Genomic DNA, 19,213 nt, shown 5'->3' on the forward strand with positions numbered 1-19,213 from the left:
TCTAATCTTGTGGACTGCGATCACAACTTCAGCCCCAAAATCAGGACATCATCAACTTGCTCCTTCTCCCCTTTCCAGGAGTTAAATTCTTCAGCCAGTTTCATTTCCTGATAAGCACCTTTAAGACCCGACAATGTTACTAACTTTTGAACCATGTTTTTCGAAAGGTATTTTTTGTCATTTAGACCTCCAAACTGATCTTGAAAGCCATCTGAAAACAGGTATAGACAAGTATTGTCATTATAGTCAATAGTGTGCTTATAAAAGCCTTCTTCTAAATTCTGAAAATACCCTCCGATCGATCTTTTGGAGCCTTTTATCAACTCAGGGTCACTTTCGGGCCTTACCACAAGCAATGGCCGCTGGGCACCGCAGAAATGCACCTGCTTTGTTTTGGTGTCAATCATACAAATGGCCGCTTCCATTCCATCTTTTACAATCTTTTCCTTTTGATTGAGCCTAAGATGAAGGTGATTTTCAACATACTGCAGGATTGCACTAGGGTTGTCTAACTTCTCGACATTTATGGCATCATAAAACAAGTTGTATCCGGCCATGCTCATTAATGCTCCGGGCACCCCATGACCTGTGCAGTCTACCACGGCAACAAAAAGCTTATTGTTTATTTTCTCAAAGAAGAAAAAATCTCCTGATACGGTTTCCTTAGGTTGGTTAAAAAGCATTACATCCTTAAATGATTTTATCAGCTTTTCCTTATCAGGAAACATCGACTGCTGAATCTTTAAGGCATAATCAATGCTTGAATTCATCTCCGAACTTCTGCTCATCAGGTCTTCATGCTGATGCTTTACCATCTCAAGTGTTGAGTTAATCAACTCAGTCCTTTGTCTTACCCTTTCTTCCAGAATTTCATTCTGCTGTTCAACCAATCTGATATTTTCCCTTTGTAATTGGGACTTTTCATTTCTTATCTTTTTGTATTTATATGCAAGGGCAAGGGCTAATAAAAACAAATCCAATGCAGTACCAAATTCAGCTCCGTGATCAGTGAGAAAAGTAGCAGGCAATACGCCTCTGTTTCTAAGTGTCATGGCCAATCCACCAACAAGGTATCCAGACCATGCAATTATGTAGAAGTTAGCAATCTTATTGCCCTTGATTCTTACTATTACTCCAATAACTAAAAGCAATGGTGCCTGAAAGGAAATAATCAATGAAGAGAATCCATAAGTCACTCCAAATAATGTGGATATTGAAATAAAGGCTCCAATACAAAGCATTGCCAAAAGGACATTGTAGGCTGCCTTGCTATATCTTTTCAATTCCAAAAAAGATATGGCAAACAAGGAAGTTGGGATCGTCAAAAAGGCAATTAAAAATTCTTTAATATATAGGTTTATCTCTGGGGCTTCAGGGTGAATGTACTTAAAAGCATAGCCGGTTACTGTGGCAAAAACAGCAGTATTTGCCAACACTAAGAGCACGTAATAGAGATAAGTTACATCCCTGATGATTACAAAGAGAAAGAGATTATACAGAAGCATAATCATTAAAGCCCCAAAAAACAGTCCGTAAGCTAAGTTGACGTTCTCGACATTGTTTAAATAACTGGTCTGTGCGCGAAGGTTTAGCCCAACTATAACTGGTGCTTTTGACCTGATATTTATCATTAATTTTACACTATCCCCTTTTTGAGAGGATATTGGCCACGCATAGTCAAGGGGTTTTAGAGAACCTCGGGAGTCAAATGGTAACAATGTACCAGTCTCAATTTTATTCCAGTTGCCACTTTCATTAATATATAAATCAAGGTATTGATGATAAGGATAAGGCAACTCAAGTATCTTAATTACATTGTTATGATCTATATATTCAGTATAAAACCAGAAATCGCTGGAATCATACCCGAAGTTTAGCGGCAGGGACAATGAATTAGAGTTAAACTGCCCATTTTTCAATTTGTTCAATGCCTCATGAAAAGTCAGCCTCTTTCCTTCAGATTTCAAGTACTTGATTGTACTGTTAAGATTGAGGTTAAAGTTAGCCGAATCGCTATTTTGATTAGCCAAAGCCAGCCCGGGAGCCATAATACAAAGGACAAGGACAATGTTTTTGATGTTCATTTTTGGTGAATCAACTCACAATTTAATCTATTTTCAAACATCATGAAAGACATAGTTTAATAGCAATAACAGCCATAAATTGTTATTACATTTGATAAATCAATAAGACTTTTCAATTTTGCCCACTAATAGGCAATTTTAATTAGACCAAATCAATAACCCAGACGCATGGTAAACCCGAACGCAAACAATAACAAAATAGTAATAACGTGCGGGCCACGCATCATTGACATACTTACAGAAGAAGTAAAAAGCCTTGGTTATAAAGTAAGAAACACCGACCATCTGAGCCTCGAAACAGAAGGTAGTTTTGAAGACACTATGAAGCTAAACCTTCATCTCAGAACAGCCAATAAAGTTCTCTTTCATCTAAAATCATTTCGCTGTCCACACCCCGATGTACTCTATAAAGAGCTCTTTGCTCTTGATTGGGACAGGTTTATAAGATCAGATGGTTATATCTGCATTAACGGATATGTGAAGAATGACTTTATAAAAGACACCAGGTTTGCCAACCTAAAAGTGAAAGATGCCATTGTAGATAAAATACAAAAAGCCAAAGGCAGAAGACCAGACTCTGGCCCTGACCAAACCCAAACAATGATTTACCTTCATTGGAAGGGCGATTGGGCAAGCATTTATATTGATACTTCCGGAGAAACAATTTCAAAACATGGTTATCGAAAATTACCGTTCAAGGCACCTATGGCTGAGTCTTTAGCGGCAGCCACCATAATGGCATCCAAGTGGGATAAGAAGAGCAGCTTTGTAAACCCAATGTGTGGTAGCGGAACCTTAGCCATTGAAGCAGCTTTATTAGCCATTAATAAGGTTCCTGGTTTATTGAGAAACAACTTTGGGTTTATGCATGTATCTATGTTCGACCCAATTGCATGGGAAAAGCTAAAAAAAGAAGCGGAAGCACTAGTAAAACCTAACATTAACTTTGAGATTATAGCAAGCGACATAAGTAACCTGGCACTAAATGCCGCTCAAGAAAATGCTAAAACTGCTGGTGTTGATCATCTGATCAAGTTTGAAAAGACCGACTATAAAGACTGTACACTACCAGAAGATGAGGGAGTAATTTTTATGAATCCTGAATATGGGCTAAGGCTCGGTGAAGTAACTGAATTGGAGAAAGTTTACTCAGAAATTGGCGATTTCTTTAAACAGCGGGCCAAGGGATACATGGGCTATATCTTTACTGGAAACCTGGACCTTGCCAAGCGGGTAGGACTAAAAACAAAAAGAAGAATAGAATTCTATAATGCTAAAATAGATGCCCGACTCTTAGAGTACGAACTATATGGTGGGAGCAAAAAAAATGCTAAATTACCTATATGACGCGTCAGCTGAGAAAGATAGGGCAAGGCTTCTACTATTCATTTCCAATTCAACTATTAATTAATCACTTAAGAAGAAACCACATTCTTCTTCTTTGTTGGGTAGTACTCTTTGCTATGATATCGGGGAATCTGGGGCAATACCTGGGCATACCCTATCTCTTTTTAGACCCGGTCTATCTCAATAAAGTTAGTTTTCTGTCATTCTTTATTGTCGGAATAACAATAGCTGGATTTAGTATAGCCTTTCATATAGCAACTTATATTATTGACGGTCATCGTTTTTCCTTTATTGGAACGCTACCCAAGCCTTTCACGGTTTTCAGCATCAATAATAGCATTATACCATTTTTATTTCTGATCGCCTATGTTGGGTACATTATGAACTATCAGGTTAAAAATGAATACCTGATTTTTGAAGAGTTGTCCATTTTAGTAAGTGGACTGCTGGCTGGATATATCAGTATGGTAGCTTTACTTTTTACTTACTTTTGGTTTACCAATAAAGACATATTTAAATATGTGGTGTGCAAGCTGGACGAAAAGCTTAAACAAAACATAAAAGCCACCAGGGCCAATGCGATGAAGAAACTAGACATCGCAAAGAAAAAGCAAATAAGGGTAGATAGCTTCCTAAATCTAAAATTCACCAAGGAAAGCGTAGATGATTACAAAGGTTTTTACGATAAAGAAACTGTTTTGCAGGTTTTTGACCAGAACCATCTCAACCTGGTATTAATTCAAGCCTTCATATTCATCATTATTTTGGCAATGGGAATTTTTAAAGATTATGAAGCTTTTCAACTTCCGGCAGCAGCCAGTGCCACACTTTTTTTTACTGTATTTGTAATGTTTGCCGGAGCCTTTGAATATTGGTTTGGCAAATGGTCTACTACAGCGGGCATTGGACTTCTGATAGTTTTAAATATGATTGTCAAACAGGATTTTTCCCATAAAACTTACAAGGCTTTTGGGTTGGATTACACTGTAGAAGCGACACCTTACAATCTAGATCAGATCATTGCTTCTAACACGCCTGACATCAGGGAAAAAGATAAGCAGCAGACCCTAAAAATCCTTGAAAATTGGCGTGCGAAATTTCCGGCTGGCGAAAAACCAAAAATGGTATTTGTGTGCGTCAGCGGTGGTGGTCAACGGGCAGCACTTTGGACGCTGAATACACTTCAGAATGCTGACAGTGCCACTAATGGTGAATTATTTAAACATACAATGCTTATAACGGGTGCATCAGGTGGGTTGATAGGTGCCAGCTATTTTAGGGAGATGGCACTAAGAAAATATAGAAACCAGATTGACAATTTATACTCTCAGGAATATCTGGACAGAATGGGTAGCGACAACTTAAATGCTATCATTTTCAGTCTGTTAATGAATGATCTTTTTGTTGAGTTTCAACAATTTGACTATGCCGGCCTCCAGTACACAAAAGACAGAGGTTACTCTTTTGAGCGCCAGTTGAGCAAAAACACCAATGGATTCTTAGACAAAAAATTAAAGGACTATCATGACCCGGAATTTAATAGCGAAATACCTATGATGATACTCGCTCCTACCATTATTAACGATGGCAGAAAGTTATACATCTCCCCTCAAAACATGTCTTACATGATGAACGCCCTTGACTCTGGCTATATGAGAGACAAGATCAATGGTGTTGAGTTTTTGAGGTTCTTTAAGGATCATGGAAGTGAGAATCTCCGTTTTTTAAGCGGGCTAAGAATGAGCGCTGCATTCCCCTACATCACTCCAAACATTTCACTTCCCAGTGATCCCCCGTTAGACATTATGGATGCTGGAGTAACAGACAATTTTGGGATTTCAGATGCTGTTCAATTCCTTTTTGCCTTCAAAGACTGGATTGCCCAAAACACATCAGGTGTGGTACTGGTGTCCATTCGGGATTCTGAAAAAGATGGCCCCATTGAGAGGAAGTCCAATTTATCATTGTTAGACAAAACCACCATGCCTATCAGCAGCATCTATCAAAACTTTGAAAGCCTACAGGACATCACCAATGATAATAAAATCGAATTTGCCCACAGTTGGTTTGAAGGTACTATTGACAGGGTGGATATTCAATATGTACCCAGGGAGTATTTAATTGAAAACAGTTCTAAAACCGATAGTTTAAAGCTTGACAATGTAAAAAGAGCCTCTTTAAGCTGGAGGCTGACGAGCAAGGAGAAACAGAGCCTTATTGAAAACATAAGGACTAAAAAGAATCAAGCAGCAATTCAGAAGATTAAAAAACTAATTCAATAATTTTAATGAAAGCTTTTATCCAACTTTTCCTTCTTTCAATCGCCAGCTTCAATTTAACAAAAGCTCAAAATTTTATAAAGTTCAGTAATGGTGACAGTGAGCAGATAAGGGGTTATGATTTTAAAGACGACAGCTTATCATATTATAGTTATGGTGAATTTGTTGGAATGGATAATATTAAAACTTCACAATTAGAGAAAAAAAAAGTACATATTGATGATATCGATTACTTATACAACCCCTCAGAAGAGTGGTTTAGGTATATTGTTAAATTGCCAGGAAATAAGGGCTATGAATCCTTAGAGCCTTTGCTAATAGGTTCAATAAAAGTGTACCATGATCAGCCTACTAATATAACTGGTCCACCTCGACAGCATGGAACACTATATATACAAAACCCAACTGAAAGAGAAGTACATGTTGCAACTAATAATAAATATGGAAAAGGGTTATCACAACTACTTAAAAGTAATAATCGATTAAGTAAGCAAGTACTTGAAGATGAATTAATATTCACTTTCAATAAGTTGATGAAGGTTTTTGAGACGTTCATTAAAGAAGATGATTCAATACCATCAATATCAGATAACCCAGGTAAAATTACATTTTATTCTAGCTCTAGAAATAAAGTGCCTTGTACTATAAATATAGGTTCAAATCAATACATTATTAAACCTTCACAAGTAATTGAAGTCAAAGTCCCAGCGGAGTTTACTAACTATATTACGGTAGAACCTGAAAGCAAGTATAGAGATGGATATTTAGTCAATGCAATACCAGAATTTAATCAATACTATCTTCTAACTCAGAAAAAAGGATCTAAAGGTGCCCCATATTTCTTACTAACAAAAAAAACAAAGGTGCAATTTGAGAAACTTGGTGACTAACTTGAATAATGCTAACTAATGATTGTTAGCAAAATAATGCTTTTCTAGCTACCTTTGCATTCCATTTTTGCACACCTAAAAAAGGGAATACATATGAAGGAAGTTGCTCCTTATAAACCAAAAAATAAAATCAGAATTGTAACTGCTGCCAGCCTTTTTGATGGCCATGATGCTGCCATCAATATTATGCGTAGAATTATTCAGGCTACTGGTTGCGAAGTTATTCATTTGGGCCATGACCGTAGTGTTGAAGAAGTAGTTAATACTGCCATTCAGGAAGATGCTCAGGCTATTGCTATGACCTCTTATCAAGGGGGACATAATGAGTACTTCAAGTACATGAAAGATTTATTGAGGGAAAAAGGAGCTGACCACATCAAAATATTTGGTGGCGGTGGTGGTGTTATTCTGCCAGAAGAGATCAAAGATCTTCATGAATATGGAATAACAAGAATATATTCCCCTGATGATGGCCGTTCCATGGGCCTTCAGGGAATGATCAATGATATGATCGAAAGGTGTGATTTCCCTACCGGAACAAATTTGAACGGTGAAGTAACTCACCTAAAAAATAAAGATGTAAAGTCTATCGCAAGATTGATTTCAGCTGCTGAAAACTTCCCTGAGGATGCCAAAGGTGAATTTGATAAAGTTCATGACATTGCTAGTAAAGTAAAAACTCCGGTTTTAGGCATTACTGGAACAGGTGGTGCCGGTAAATCCTCTTTGGTAGATGAACTGGTACGAAGATTCTTGCTTGATTTTGAAGATAAAAACATCGCCATAGTTTCCGTTGATCCTTCTAAAAGAAAAACAGGTGGCGCATTATTAGGTGATAGAATCAGAATGAACGCCATCAAGAATGATCGCGTTTACATGCGCTCTTTAGCAACTCGTCAATCAAACCTTGCGCTTTCAAAACATGTGAATGAGGCGGTGCAAGTACTTAAGGCAGCCAATTATGATTTGATCATACTCGAAACATCAGGTATTGGCCAGTCAGATACAGAAATAACTGAACATTCTGATGTGAGCCTTTATGTAATGACACCAGAGTATGGTGCAGCCACTCAGTTGGAGAAAATTGATATGTTAGACTTTGCTGATGTAATTGCCATCAACAAGTTTGACAAAAGAGGTGCTCTGGATGCTCTAAGAGATGTTAAAAAGCAATTTAAGCGGAATCATAACCTGTGGGATGCTAAAGATGATGAGATACCTGTTTTTGGCACAATAGCTTCTCAATTCAATGATCCCGGCATGAACAGGCTTTATGTTGAGGTAATCAGAGAAATAGTTGAAAAAACAGGCGCTGAGCTGAAATCAAACTTTGAGATCACTGATGAAATGTCAGAGAAGATTTTTGTGATACCTCCAAGCCGCACAAGATACTTATCAGAGATTGCTGAAAATAACAGGGCCTATGACAAATGGAGTAAAGACCAGTCGGCAGTGGCACAGAAGTTATTTAGTATCAGAACTTCAATTGACACACTCAAAGAATCTACTATTGAAGACAAAGACAGGCTTATAAAAGGACTCGAAGAGACCTATGAGAAAATAGCCTTGGATTTCGATCCAAGAAACCAAAAAGCCTTGGATGAGTGGGTCGAGAAAAAGAAGAAATATACCGATCCGATTTATTCGTTTAAGGTCAGAGATAAAGAAATTAAGATAAAGACCCATACAGAGTCACTATCGCATACTCAAATTCCGAAAATCGCCTTACCAAAATTTGAGGCCTGGGGAGATGTGTTGCAATGGACATTGCAGGAAAATGTACCTGGCGAGTTTCCATATACTGCAGGTATTTACCCTTTCAAGAGAGAAGGCGAAGACCCTACAAGGATGTTTGCTGGTGAAGGCGGGCCAGAGCGGACTAACAGAAGATTTCATTATGTAAGTCTGGATATGGACGCGAAGCGTTTATCAACGGCCTTTGATTCTGTTACGCTTTATGGTAATGACCCTGACTACCGACCAGATATCTATGGTAAAATAGGAAATGCCGGTGTATCCATTTGCTGCCTTGACGATGCCAAGAAGCTTTATTCCGGGTTTAATTTAGCTGACCCTATGACATCGGTATCTATGACCATTAATGGACCAGCACCGATGTTGCTAGGCTTCTTCATGAATGCTGCCATTGACCAGCAATGTGAGATTTATATTAAGGAAAATGGGCTTGAGGCTGAGGTTGAAAATAAAATAAAGGCCATCTATAAAGGTAAAGAAGATAAAAGACCTCAATATCAGGGTAAATTACCTGAGGGCAATGACGGCCTTGGTCTGATGCTGCTGGGTGTAACCGGAGATCAGGTTTTGCCTGCAGAAGTCTACAACAATATTAAAGCTGAGACTCTTTCAGCAGTTAGAGGCACAGTTCAGGCTGATATTTTAAAGGAAGACCAGGCGCAGAACACTTGTATTTTCTCTACCGAATTTGCGTTGCGCTTAATGGGTGATGTTCAGGAATACTTCATTCAAAATAATGTAAGAAACTTCTACTCAGTATCCATTTCAGGATACCACATAGCGGAAGCCGGTGCCAATCCTATCAGTCAGTTGGCCTTTACTTTAGCTAATGGCTTTACTTATGTAGAGTATTATTTGAGCAGGGGAATGGACATTAACAAATTTGCTCCTAACCTCTCATTCTTCTTCTCCAACGGTATCGATCCTGAGTATGCGGTTATAGGCAGGGTGGCAAGAAGAATTTGGGCGAAAGCTATGCGTGATAAGTATGGCGCTGATGCAAGATCTCAAATGCTCAAATATCATATTCAAACTTCTGGTCGTTCACTGCATGCCCAGGAAATTGACTTCAACGATATTAGAACAACATTACAGGCACTTTATGCCATTTATGATAACTGCAACTCTCTTCACACCAACGCTTACGATGAGGCCATTACAACGCCTACAGAGGAGTCTGTTAGAAGAGCCATGGCTATCCAGTTGATTATCAACAAAGAGTTGGGATTGGCTAAAAATGAAAATCCATTGCAGGGTTCATTTATCATAGAAGAATTGACTGACCTGGTTGAAGAAGCAGTCTTGATTGAATTTGATAGAATCACCGAGCGTGGTGGCGTATTGGGAGCTATGGAGACCATGTATCAAAGAAGTAAAATACAAGAAGAAAGCCTTTACTATGAGACTTTGAAGCATACTGGAGAATTCCCAATCATTGGTGTTAACACATTCTTAAGCTCTAAGGGCTCGCCTACCATTTTGCCTAAAGAAGTGATCAGGGCAACGGAAGAAGAAAAGAAATATCAGATTTCTATGCTTGGTAATTTACAAGCGAAGAATGAAGATGTTGCTCAGGAGAAACTTCGAGAAATACAGCAAGTCGCAATCCAGAATAAAAACATTTTTGAGCACCTTATGGAGGCATGTAAGCATTGCTCTTTAGGACAAATCACCGAGTCGCTCTTTCATGTAGGGGGACAATACAGACGAAATATGTAGTTCAGTAACTGTAAAAAAAGTGGTCGGGAATTGCTCCCCGACCACCTAAACACATGAAGAAATTATAATCTAGAATCTGGCCGTAACTCCAAGGTTCAACCAGCCAAAGGTTCCTCGGCCCCCTTCAAGATAAACCCCTACATTCTTACTTAACAGGTACCTAACACCCAAATTAGCCCCGAGTCTGAAGGCGGTATCATTGTCATAATAGTCAAACCCACTATCATCTTTATAAGACCTAAACTCCAGACCCATTAAGAGGCTTACGTACAAATCCACCTTCTCCTCATTAATATCCCCATCTGTCAATTCATTTAAAATTTCTGTATAATGGAATGAGCCTCTTGCTCCTGCCGCCAGAAATGACCATGAATATTTAGTATTTCCTGCACCAACATTATACTCATAAGCCCAGCGGGCATAACCTACATATGGACCAACACTTATCTGCTCAGTTATGCCATATTCAAAGGCCGCATTTAGAGGCAATGTAAATCCTGTTCGGTTGCCAAAATAACCATACCCATAATACCCTAGCGATATTCCTACATTGAGTACCTTTTCACCCTTCTCATATGCTTTATCCTGAGCATGAGCAAATAATGGAGCTATCAAAAATAGAATTAATAATATCTTGAGTTTTCTCATTAGTCTATCACTATATCAGTTCCCAAATTTCCACTAAAAGTAAGTCCCGACTGGGTCAGGTTACCCCCTGATTGCACCCTTACGCCATTTCCTCCACTCTTGGTTATTTCACTATCAGTGAAGTTCAGCCTTCCACTGGTACCTACTTCAACATTTGCCTTTCTGTTAGCACCATCAAAACCTTCTTCTCCACCATTTGAGACCAAAACATTGCTTAATACATTATCAGCATTGTTAGATAAGAAACGAAGCCCTTTCCAATAGCCAGTCACATCCTGCTCGCCAGTAAAAGTTATCTTATCAGATGCTGTGCCTACAGCATTTAGTGAGCCGTTGGCAAGAACCTCAATACCGCCATTTGGCTGTCCTATAAACTGAGCTCCGGCCATAATAGTCACGTCAGCATCAATCTCGTCAATATTAGGAGACATACGATAGGGTACGGTCAGGGCATTCCATGTTACATTTTGAGTAATATCTGTTCCGTTAGACCAGTAGGTATCGATATAGTCATCGTCATTTCCAGTAAAGTCAGAATCAGAATCCAAATAATGATAATGATTAAACCTCATCATTACAGGAGCTACATTATCTGTAAATGTGTTGGTAGAAAAGTCCGGTAAGGCTGATTCCAATTGCCTTGTATATAATCCATATCCGCCACTTTTGGAAGATGTGGTATTGGTGATTTTCACTCTGCCTGATTCATCAACCATAATGTTACTTTTCAAATTTGCACCATCAAAACCTTCTTCACCGCCATTTGATACCACAACAAAAGTGAGCTCGTTATTGGTGTTATTCGATTCAAAGGTCAGCCCTTTCCAATATCCTCTTACATCTTGCTCACCTACAAAGGTGATATTGTCAGCTGCCGTACCTACTGCATTTAATGAACCACCAACAATCACTTGAAGACCACCATTTGGTTGGCCAATGAAATTTGCACCTGGTGCAATGGTTACATCCGCAGCTATTTGATCCACATTAGGAGCCATTCTATATGGTACATTTAATGCATTCCATGTTACATCTTCCTCTACATCATCCCCATTAGACCAGTAAGTATCTATATAGTCATTGTTGTTTCCACTATAGTCTGAATTACTATCAAAATAATGATAATGGTTTATCCTGGCCATAACAGGGGCTTCATTAGCAGTGATTGTGTTATTGGCAAATGAAGGTAAGTCAGATTCCAAATTTCTGGTATAAATGCCATAGCCTGCGCCATTACGAAATGTTGAATTGGTAACTTTTACCCTTCCTGAGCCTTCTACCATCAAATTTGACTTTAAATCAGCCCCATCAAACCCACTGCTTCCTCCAAATTCGATTATTGTAAATGTGATCTCATTGCTACCGTCATTTGATTCCAACATAAGACCTTTCCAAAAACCATCTGTCTTTTCTACTCCTGTCATCACTATGTTTTCCGAAGCGGTACCTACCGAAACCAAAGCACCGCTTGTGCTAACAGAAATTCCTACATTGTCTTCAAAAACAATAACAACCCCCGGTTCAATGGTAAGCTTTGCGTTAACAAATACATTAGTAGAAGCAATATAATCTGGCAACAACGGATCTTCCACCCTATTTACAAGTGTCAGATCAGAATCAATAGAGCCTCCAATTTCCTCAGGACCTTCACCTGGCTCTACGGTAATTATTACTTCATCTGCTCCTTCAGTTCCTAAATCGTTGGTTGCAGTAAGCGTTATTACATACTCACCTACCACATCCGGAACAAATGTAGTAGAAGCCACTACCGGGTTTGAAATAAAAGCCACACTTCCAGAAGGTCTGCTGGTGATTTCCCAGATATAAATTAAAGTACCTCCTGTTGCCGAACCATCCAAACTCACAGTTTCACCAAGAGTAATTGTCTGATCTATCCCGGCATCAACTACCACCGCTTCAGGAGCAGGATCGTCAGAAGAATCGTCACAACTTGAAAGAAATAAAACACCACCCAAAACAAAAAGGCTGAATAAAGCCCTGGAGAATTTTGATAACTTCATAATTTAATTTTTAAAGGTTTTTTTTGATTTAATCCGGCTTTATACAATGAGATTTAAAGTTGTAAACATGAATCAAGAAAATAATTGATATTATATTTGACCTATATCAGAGTAATGTTTACAATTTAATTTTAAAGTGTATTAACCACGATTGAGCATTGAAGGAGAGCGAATTAGAGTTGTTTCAGCTACTCAGTACGGATAGTGAAAAAGGACTTATCAGGATTTATGATATTTATCGCAGTGAATTTATCAACTGGTGTGTAAAGGCATATTCCACTAATGAAGATGATGCCGCAGATATATTTCAAGATAGTGTGATAGCCCTTTATTATAACATACGCAGCGGCCAGCTTACTGAGCTAACCAGCAGCTTGAAGTCATATTTGTTCGCCATTGGAAAAAACACAGCATTGAAAAAAATAAACAAACAGTCAAAGCTCCTGATCAATGATGATGTAGTAAGACTGAGTGGGCAATTTGAACAAATTGATCATTTTGAAGATGAAGATAAAAAAAAGGTGGTTGCCGCTTTGTTAGACAAGCTCGGTGAGCCCTGTAAATCTATACTTACTTTATTTTACTTTGATAAGTATTCGATGGAGTCAATTGCCAACAAGCTTGACTATAAAAATGAACATGTTGTTAAGGCTCAGAAGCTCAGGTGTTTTAACAGCTTGAAAAAAATGACCCTGGAAAGGTTTAATCAAGACCAACTATGACCCCAAAAGAACAAATAGAGCTTTTTGATAATTTCATTAATGGAAATCTTTCAGGTGATGAAAAGTTAGCGTTTGAACATAGGCTGAACAATGATTTGAAGCTAAAAGAAGAATTTGACGAATACCGACTGATTGTTGCAGGAATAGTTGAACATGGTGCCAAAGGACTTAAAGAAAAACTGAAAGAGCGAGAAGAGTATCATAGAAGATCGCACACCAATACTAAAATGTACTATAAAATTGCTGCGGCTATATTATTGGTGATGGTCTCTACATTCTTAATATTGAAATACGCTTATTCCCCTAACCTAGAATCACTGTACCTTAAGTATTATGAGCCCTATCCAAATATCGTTGACCCGTTAGATAGAACCGGCAACAGCGAAGCGTTTAGTGCTTACCAATTATATGAATTAGGAGAATACGATGAAACCATTGAGAAACTATCAGCAATACCTGACAACATTATAAAACCCTCCTCCCTTTTTTATTTAGGCCAGGCATACATGGCAACCAGCGAGTTGGAAAAAGCACTTGATTGTTTTCAAAAAGTAGATGATAACAGTAACTATTATCAAATAGCCCAATGGCACATTGCCCTAACTTTTTTAAAACTTAATGATGTTGAACAAGTCGAAATACAACTTGAAACAATTATCGAACAAAAAGGAGACTACCAAAAGCAGGCCATAGCGCTTAAAGAGGAATTATAATTTAAATAACCCTATTTTCTAAAGCCATTCTGTTTTAGCTTTAGTCATGCGGAAGTTTCTTTTAGGTTTATTGCTAATAATACCTGCTACGGAGCTAGCTGCGAGTGATTCTACGCGCCTACTACACGACAAAGCCATTCACTTTTCAGAGATTTTAAATTGGGATAGTGCCTCATTTTATTATTCAAAATCTGCAGCTGCATTTTTAAAAAAAAATGACACGTCTGGTTTTGTTAATGAAAAATATAATGAAGGGCTTTGCCTATTAAGTGCAAGGAGATATTCTGAGTCAGAAAAAGCATTTAAAAGGATATTAGAAGGATTTTATTATAAATTGACCAGTCATGAAAAAGAAGTTAATTTATACCATAAACTTTCTTTTGCGCAGGGCTTTCAAGGCCATTTTTTTGATGCCTATCAAACACAGGCTAAAGCATATCAGTTGTCATTGTTTTATGATGATGTAAGTCGTGACCTGAAATCACAAATAGTTGATGCTCAGGCAAGTATAACAAGAACCCTTGGTTTTTATGATGAAGCCTTGAAATTCGCCAATGAGTCACTTGAGCTTAGTACTGACTCATTAGCCAAATCACATGCTTATAATAAAATAGGATTGATTCAAAAACGTTTGGCTAACTATGGCTCTTCTTTTGCCTATTTTTTGAAGTGTTATGAACTTAGAAAGAAATATAATCCTGAATGGGTTCCTTATGTGATTAATAATATAGGTGAATTATTAATTGACTCGCATAGCTATGATTCTGCTACACTTTGGCTCGATAAAGGCCTATCAATTAGTAATTCTCTTTTTGGCCCCGCTTCTCAACTCAACCTTATTATTTTATTAAATAAGGCCAGGGCATTTCAGCTTTCAAATCAAAAGCAAAAGGCCAATAAGACTTTAAATGAAGCTTTTGATCTGCTTCCCCAATTAGACCTAAAGAATCAGGCACCTAGCGTATACCCTAAAATTATTGCAACTGCCTTAGACTTTGAAAGATATGATCTTGTGAAAAAGTTACTTAATGATTTGCAGAAGCACGTAAATAAGAACTCCTCGAATGACTTTATTGCTAAATTTCACAATAGCTATGGTAAATATTATGCTATACAAGGCCTATATGACTCTGCTTTATGGAATTACAATCTGAGCATAAATGCATTTAAACCAGATTCTACAAGTAATCAGTTTATCGATAATGCCCCAATCACTCAGATATTGCCCTATCAAGAAGCTCTATTAAGAAGATTGGAAGTTTTGAATAAACTATATATTCAAACAAAAAATAGTCAGTACTTAAAAATGGCCACGGTGGATCAAGACTATCTTTTAAAACATATTGTATCCAATAAATATGAGCACATTAGCCTTACAGGTGCATCTGCATTTTTTGAAGAAAAAAATGAATTTCTTGATCTACTACTAGCAGCTTCAACAGAGCTTCATAATATTAATCCTGACCAAAATTATTTGAATAAAATATCTCAAATAATGGAGGCCAAACGGATGAATACTTTTAAAAAAGAATTTGCCTATAATCAGCATAACAGCATTTCAGGTGTGCCGGATTCAATAATGATAAGAAGAAGAAATCTGCAAGTACGTATTAATGAGCTCCAAGCAAATTACAATGTTTCATCAAGTGATGAAAAAGACAAAATACTCACTCTACAACGGGAGTTAGAGGAGATTCACCTTTTAATTAAAGAAAAAAACAAGAACTTCTATCAAAGCATTCATAGCCAAAATATCACCCTATCAGATATAGAAAGCAAACTGGATAGTAATGAGGCACTTATACAATTCTCCTTCTCTAATAATCAACTCTTTATACTTGTTTCAAAAAATAAAGACTCTAAACTGACGGTAGTTTACTGGGATGATGAAAAAGAAAAAAACATCAATAATCTAATAGAGTCATTAAGGAATAGTAATTCAGAAATGCAAACAATTTCAAATTCTGTGTTGCAAGATTTAAACTGGAATAAACTCAATCTTGATTCAGTCAAGAAAATCCAAATATTGGCGGAAGACAAATTATCATTAATACCTTTCGAAGTTTTAGTGTTCAATGGCGAATACTTAATCAATAAACACGAATTTGTTTACAGAACAAGTCTTATAGATTTTGAGAATAATATTACTGGCCCTGACAATCATAACTTTATTGGCTTTGCCCCATTCAACCATCAATCCATTATTAATGCTTCTTTCAATAATAACCCATCAAGAAAAAGTCTTGGGGCATTGCCCGCCTCAGCCTTAGAGGTTGAAAAAATTCAAGAGATCTGGTCTGGGAATATTTTTCTTGGTAGTTCCGCCACCGAGTCAGCGTTCAAAAAATATGCAGCTAGTGCAGATATGATTCACTTTGCAACTCATGCTGTACTAGACAACAACAACCCACTTAACAGCACCATTATGTTTAGTAAGGATGAGGAAGGAGAAGATGGCCTTCTACACACTTATGAAATACTACAAATGAAACTTAATGCGCGGCTGGTAACTCTGAGTGCATGCAATACTGGCGTTGGTAAATTCTATAAAGGAGAAGGAATGGTCAGTCTAGCAACAGGTTTTAATATCGCTGGTGTGGACTATATAATCATGAGTCTATGGCCAGTACCCGACAAAACAACTTCGGATATAATGCGTGATTTTTATCAATTAATTAAAGAAGATCTGCCTATTACTGAAGCTTTACGCAAGGCCAAGCTTAACTACCTACAAACACATGACTCAAATTTAAGCCATCCTTATTATTGGGCTGGATTTGTAGTGACTACCGACAATTGGAGTGACCATAAAGAGACGAGCAAGCTAACTTTATATGTTATCATACTCATTTCGTTAACCATCCTATTTTCAGGATTCTTTATTTATCGAAAGAATCCTGAAATCCTGAATTAAACAAAATCAATTCAGATGGAAGTTGTTCTTATGATTCAGTTCCTGTTCATAGATAAATTTACGGTATTGCAGCCTTTGCTTTAGGAATTGCTGTTTCTTATCCAAAGAAATCAATTTTGTATACTTTAACCGGTCGCTGTTGTCAAGATCAAGGACATTGGCAATATCATGGATATCACAATCCTCTATCACAAGTTTACTATTGGTTATTTCCAGATAATCAGCAAAATCAGTTTTTAATTCTTCTCCAACAGCACTGTCTTTATAAGTGTCAAAAAGATAAGTGTCTCCACCGGAGTAAAGCTTTGAACCCAGCCGCTTCAAATATTTGGTGAGCAGGAAAACATCAACACATTTAACCACAATGTCCGACTCTCCGGTATCATAACGCTTAAGAATACTCTCCAGCCTCACCAATGAACCTACCCTTTCTTTATTGTGCTGGCTGGCAAAGTAAATTCCAAACTCAATATCATTGGTTTCTACATCCTGAAGCAGCTGCCTGTACCTGGGCTCAAAAATATGAAGTGGCACCAGTTCACCTGGTAAGGGCAGTATATTAAGCGGAAAAATAGGGATTGCGTTTTTCTCAGTCATCTACTGTTTAACACCAACCTTTTACATAATGTTGCAGAATATTGTATTGTAGTTGTTCTGGAAAATAAGTATTTTCAACACTTGTTTATTTAAAATTGAAGCTTAGGCCGATTACAATTAAAGTTTATACCCATTGACACTAGATGTGATTGATAAAAAGGCATTGAAAATAATGTTGGTCGATGATGATGATATATCCAGTTTCATATATCGAAAGATCATTGAAAAAGCAGGATTGACTCAAGATCATATATCTACTTTCCTTAAAGGTAAGGATGCCCTTTCCCACCTTGAAAGTACTATCGATAACGTTACGGAATTCCCCGATTTGATATTATTGGATATCAATATGCCTATAATGGACGGATGGGGATTTTTAGATGAATATGCTGAGAGAGTATGGCCAAACCTGAATAAAAGAGTAGTGGTATGCATGCTTTCTTCCTCTGTTTATCAGGAAGATATCAACCGTGCTTTTGGTTATGCGCAGGTAAGTGATTATGTATCCAAACCTTTAACATCTGTTGTACTTGAGGATTTAATCAACAAGCATTTCGCTGAAAACTAATAACTAATTAGTGCATCAATATTCGGTGAGTATTTTGTGAGCATTTCCTTACCCTTTAAAAAGGTAAGATCAATAAGGAAAGAGAAACCCTTTACATTTCCGCCTAAGGCATTGACAAGCTGAGCCGCAGCTTCAGCCGTGCCGCCTGTTGCCAGCAAATCATCATGGATAATAACATTCCAGCCCTTTTGGATCGCATCTTCATGTATTTCCATGGTAGCACTACCATATTCCAACTCATAAGAGTGTTTTACAGTTCTAAAAGGTAGTTTTCCAGCCTTTCTGATGGGCACGAAAGGAATATTAAGTTCATAAGCCAGCAGCATTCCAAAAAGAAACCCACGCGACTCGATACCCACCACGGCATCTATATTTTGAGACTTATACCTTTCCACCATCAACTGAGTGATCTCTTTGCAAAGCTCAGAGTCACTTAATATTGGGGTTATGTCTTTAAAAACTATGCCCGGCTTAGGGAAGTCCTTAACATCTCTTATTTTTGCACTGAGTTTCTTAATCGTATCCACAAAATCAAAAATACCAAAATCAGGATGAAAATCACCACCCAATATAATAGCGACTACGAATATACGTCTACCACCACAGAAGGTCAGTCAGTTAAGATTGACATGAAAGATGAGGGTAAAACCGACATGTCTCCTATGCAATTGGTATTAAGTGCACTTTCGGGCTGTGTGGCTGTAGAAGTAGCACTGATGGTTCAAAAGAGAAGAAAAAAGCTAGTGGATTTGAGAATTGAAGCTGACGGAACGCGCCAGGAAACCCACCCGAAATATTTCACTGATATTCATATGGTTTTCACGCTTGTTTCACCAGATGCCAATAAAGAGGAACTTGAAAAAGCTATTAAACTGGCCATTGATGGCTATTGCTCCGTGGGCAGCTCATTAAAAGCAAACATCACTTATGAAGGTGTGGTTGAGAGGCCCTAATGT

General features: G+C 37.7%; 14 protein-coding genes. 9 read left to right on the forward strand and 5 right to left on the reverse strand.

Annotated elements, in window-relative coordinates; genetic code table 11:
- Window positions 1-20 precede the first annotated feature (20 nt).
- Window positions 21-2,084 (reverse strand): 7TM diverse intracellular signaling domain-containing protein, encoded by a 2,064-nt coding sequence (locus tag RIB54_RS10855; RefSeq protein WP_350100928.1) that lies wholly within the window; start codon window positions 2,082-2,084, stop codon window positions 21-23.
- A gap of 168 nt (window positions 2,085-2,252) precedes the next feature.
- On the opposite strand from RIB54_RS10855, the gene RIB54_RS10860 reads away from it, so the two are divergent.
- The 4 genes from RIB54_RS10860 to RIB54_RS10875 all read left to right on the forward strand — a co-directional run bounded on the left by RIB54_RS10860 (window position 2,253) and on the right by RIB54_RS10875 (window position 10,074).
- On the forward strand, window positions 2,253-3,431 hold the full coding sequence (locus tag RIB54_RS10860) for a THUMP domain-containing class I SAM-dependent RNA methyltransferase (protein ID WP_350100929.1): 1,179 nt from the start codon (window positions 2,253-2,255) through the stop codon (window positions 3,429-3,431).
- A complete protein-coding gene (locus RIB54_RS10865) occupies window positions 3,428-5,713 on the forward strand; it encodes a patatin-like phospholipase family protein (protein ID WP_350100930.1) in 2,286 nt (761 codons plus the stop codon). The genes RIB54_RS10860 and RIB54_RS10865 overlap by 4 nt, the downstream gene beginning before the upstream one ends.
- A 5-nt stretch (window positions 5,714-5,718) precedes the next feature.
- Window positions 5,719-6,600, forward strand: a complete 882-nt coding sequence (locus tag RIB54_RS10870) for a hypothetical protein (RefSeq protein WP_350100931.1) — start codon at window positions 5,719-5,721, stop codon at window positions 6,598-6,600.
- Window positions 6,601-6,693: 93 nt separating this feature from the next.
- The gene (locus RIB54_RS10875; RefSeq protein ID WP_350100932.1) at window positions 6,694-10,074 is read left to right on the forward strand and encodes a methylmalonyl-CoA mutase family protein; all 3,381 of its coding nucleotides are present in this window, start codon (window positions 6,694-6,696) and stop codon (window positions 10,072-10,074) included.
- Between the two features lie 69 nt (window positions 10,075-10,143).
- Here RIB54_RS10875 and RIB54_RS10880 read toward each other — a convergent pair whose 3' ends face one another.
- Window positions 10,144-10,722: a hypothetical protein gene (locus RIB54_RS10880; protein ID WP_350100933.1), complete on the reverse strand. Its 579-nt coding sequence runs from the start codon at window positions 10,720-10,722 to the stop codon at window positions 10,144-10,146.
- Window positions 10,722-12,743, reverse strand: a complete 2,022-nt coding sequence (locus RIB54_RS10885) for a PKD domain-containing protein (RefSeq protein WP_350100934.1) — start codon at window positions 12,741-12,743, stop codon at window positions 10,722-10,724. The genes RIB54_RS10880 and RIB54_RS10885 overlap by 1 nt, the downstream gene beginning before the upstream one ends.
- 158 nt (window positions 12,744-12,901) lie before the next feature.
- Here RIB54_RS10885 and RIB54_RS10890 point away from each other — a divergent pair, with 158 nt between their 5' ends.
- The 3 genes from RIB54_RS10890 to RIB54_RS10900 are packed head-to-tail and all read left to right on the forward strand — an operon-like array spanning window position 12,902 to window position 17,092.
- Window positions 12,902-13,465, forward strand: coding sequence for an RNA polymerase sigma factor (locus RIB54_RS10890; protein WP_350067339.1), 564 nt, complete (start codon window positions 12,902-12,904; stop codon window positions 13,463-13,465).
- A complete protein-coding gene (locus RIB54_RS10895; protein WP_350100935.1) occupies window positions 13,462-14,178 on the forward strand; it encodes a tetratricopeptide repeat protein in 717 nt (238 codons plus the stop codon). The genes RIB54_RS10890 and RIB54_RS10895 overlap by 4 nt, the downstream gene beginning before the upstream one ends.
- Before the next feature lie 46 nt (window positions 14,179-14,224).
- Entirely contained in the window at window positions 14,225-17,092 is a 2,868-nt protein-coding gene (locus RIB54_RS10900) for a CHAT domain-containing protein (RefSeq protein WP_350100936.1), read from the forward strand.
- Window positions 17,093-17,098: 6 nt separating this feature from the next.
- On the opposite strand, the gene RIB54_RS10905 is transcribed toward RIB54_RS10900, so the two are convergent.
- Window positions 17,099-17,689 (reverse strand): LON peptidase substrate-binding domain-containing protein, encoded by a 591-nt coding sequence (locus RIB54_RS10905; protein ID WP_350100937.1) that lies wholly within the window; start codon window positions 17,687-17,689, stop codon window positions 17,099-17,101.
- A 133-nt stretch (window positions 17,690-17,822) separates the two neighbouring features.
- Between RIB54_RS10905 and RIB54_RS10910 the strand changes: the two genes are divergently transcribed.
- Window positions 17,823-18,257, forward strand: coding sequence for a response regulator (locus RIB54_RS10910; protein ID WP_350067347.1), 435 nt, complete (start codon window positions 17,823-17,825; stop codon window positions 18,255-18,257).
- Here RIB54_RS10910 and RIB54_RS10915 read toward each other — a convergent pair.
- Window positions 18,254-18,796, reverse strand: coding sequence for an adenine phosphoribosyltransferase (locus RIB54_RS10915; protein ID WP_350101027.1), 543 nt, complete (start codon window positions 18,794-18,796; stop codon window positions 18,254-18,256). The genes RIB54_RS10910 and RIB54_RS10915 overlap by 4 nt on opposite strands.
- Before the next feature lie 12 nt (window positions 18,797-18,808).
- Here RIB54_RS10915 and RIB54_RS10920 point away from each other — a divergent pair, with 12 nt between their 5' ends.
- A complete protein-coding gene (locus tag RIB54_RS10920) occupies window positions 18,809-19,210 on the forward strand; it encodes an OsmC family protein (RefSeq protein WP_350067349.1) in 402 nt (133 codons plus the stop codon).
- Window positions 19,211-19,213 lie beyond the last annotated feature (3 nt).

The sequence above is a fragment of the Fulvivirga sp. genome (genome assembly GCF_040218215.1).
Taxonomy (GTDB): Bacteria; Bacteroidota; Bacteroidia; order Cytophagales; family Cyclobacteriaceae; genus Fulvivirga.

What these genes read in the sequence shown, in the direction of transcription:
- RIB54_RS10885 (WP_350100934.1), bottom strand. Translation starts at nt 12,743, where the DNA reads ATGAAGTTATCAAAATTCTCCAGGGCTTTATTCAGCCTTTTTGTTTTG.
- RIB54_RS10905 (WP_350100937.1), bottom strand. Translation starts at nt 17,689, where the DNA reads ATGACTGAGAAAAACGCAATCCCTATTTTTCCGCTTAATATACTGCCC.
- RIB54_RS10860 (WP_350100929.1), top strand. Translation starts at nt 2,253, where the DNA reads ATGGTAAACCCGAACGCAAACAATAACAAAATAGTAATAACGTGCGGG.
- RIB54_RS10920 (WP_350067349.1), top strand. Translation starts at nt 18,809, where the DNA reads ATGAAAATCACCACCCAATATAATAGCGACTACGAATATACGTCTACC.
- RIB54_RS10880 (WP_350100933.1), bottom strand. Translation starts at nt 10,722, where the DNA reads ATGAGAAAACTCAAGATATTATTAATTCTATTTTTGATAGCTCCATTA.
- RIB54_RS10870 (WP_350100931.1), top strand. Translation starts at nt 5,719, where the DNA reads ATGAAAGCTTTTATCCAACTTTTCCTTCTTTCAATCGCCAGCTTCAAT.
- RIB54_RS10875 (WP_350100932.1), top strand. Translation starts at nt 6,694, where the DNA reads ATGAAGGAAGTTGCTCCTTATAAACCAAAAAATAAAATCAGAATTGTA.
- RIB54_RS10865 (WP_350100930.1), top strand. Translation starts at nt 3,428, where the DNA reads ATGACGCGTCAGCTGAGAAAGATAGGGCAAGGCTTCTACTATTCATTT.
- RIB54_RS10855 (WP_350100928.1), bottom strand. Translation starts at nt 2,084, where the DNA reads ATGAACATCAAAAACATTGTCCTTGTCCTTTGTATTATGGCTCCCGGG.
- RIB54_RS10900 (WP_350100936.1), top strand. Translation starts at nt 14,225, where the DNA reads ATGCGGAAGTTTCTTTTAGGTTTATTGCTAATAATACCTGCTACGGAG.
- RIB54_RS10895 (WP_350100935.1), top strand. Translation starts at nt 13,462, where the DNA reads ATGACCCCAAAAGAACAAATAGAGCTTTTTGATAATTTCATTAATGGA.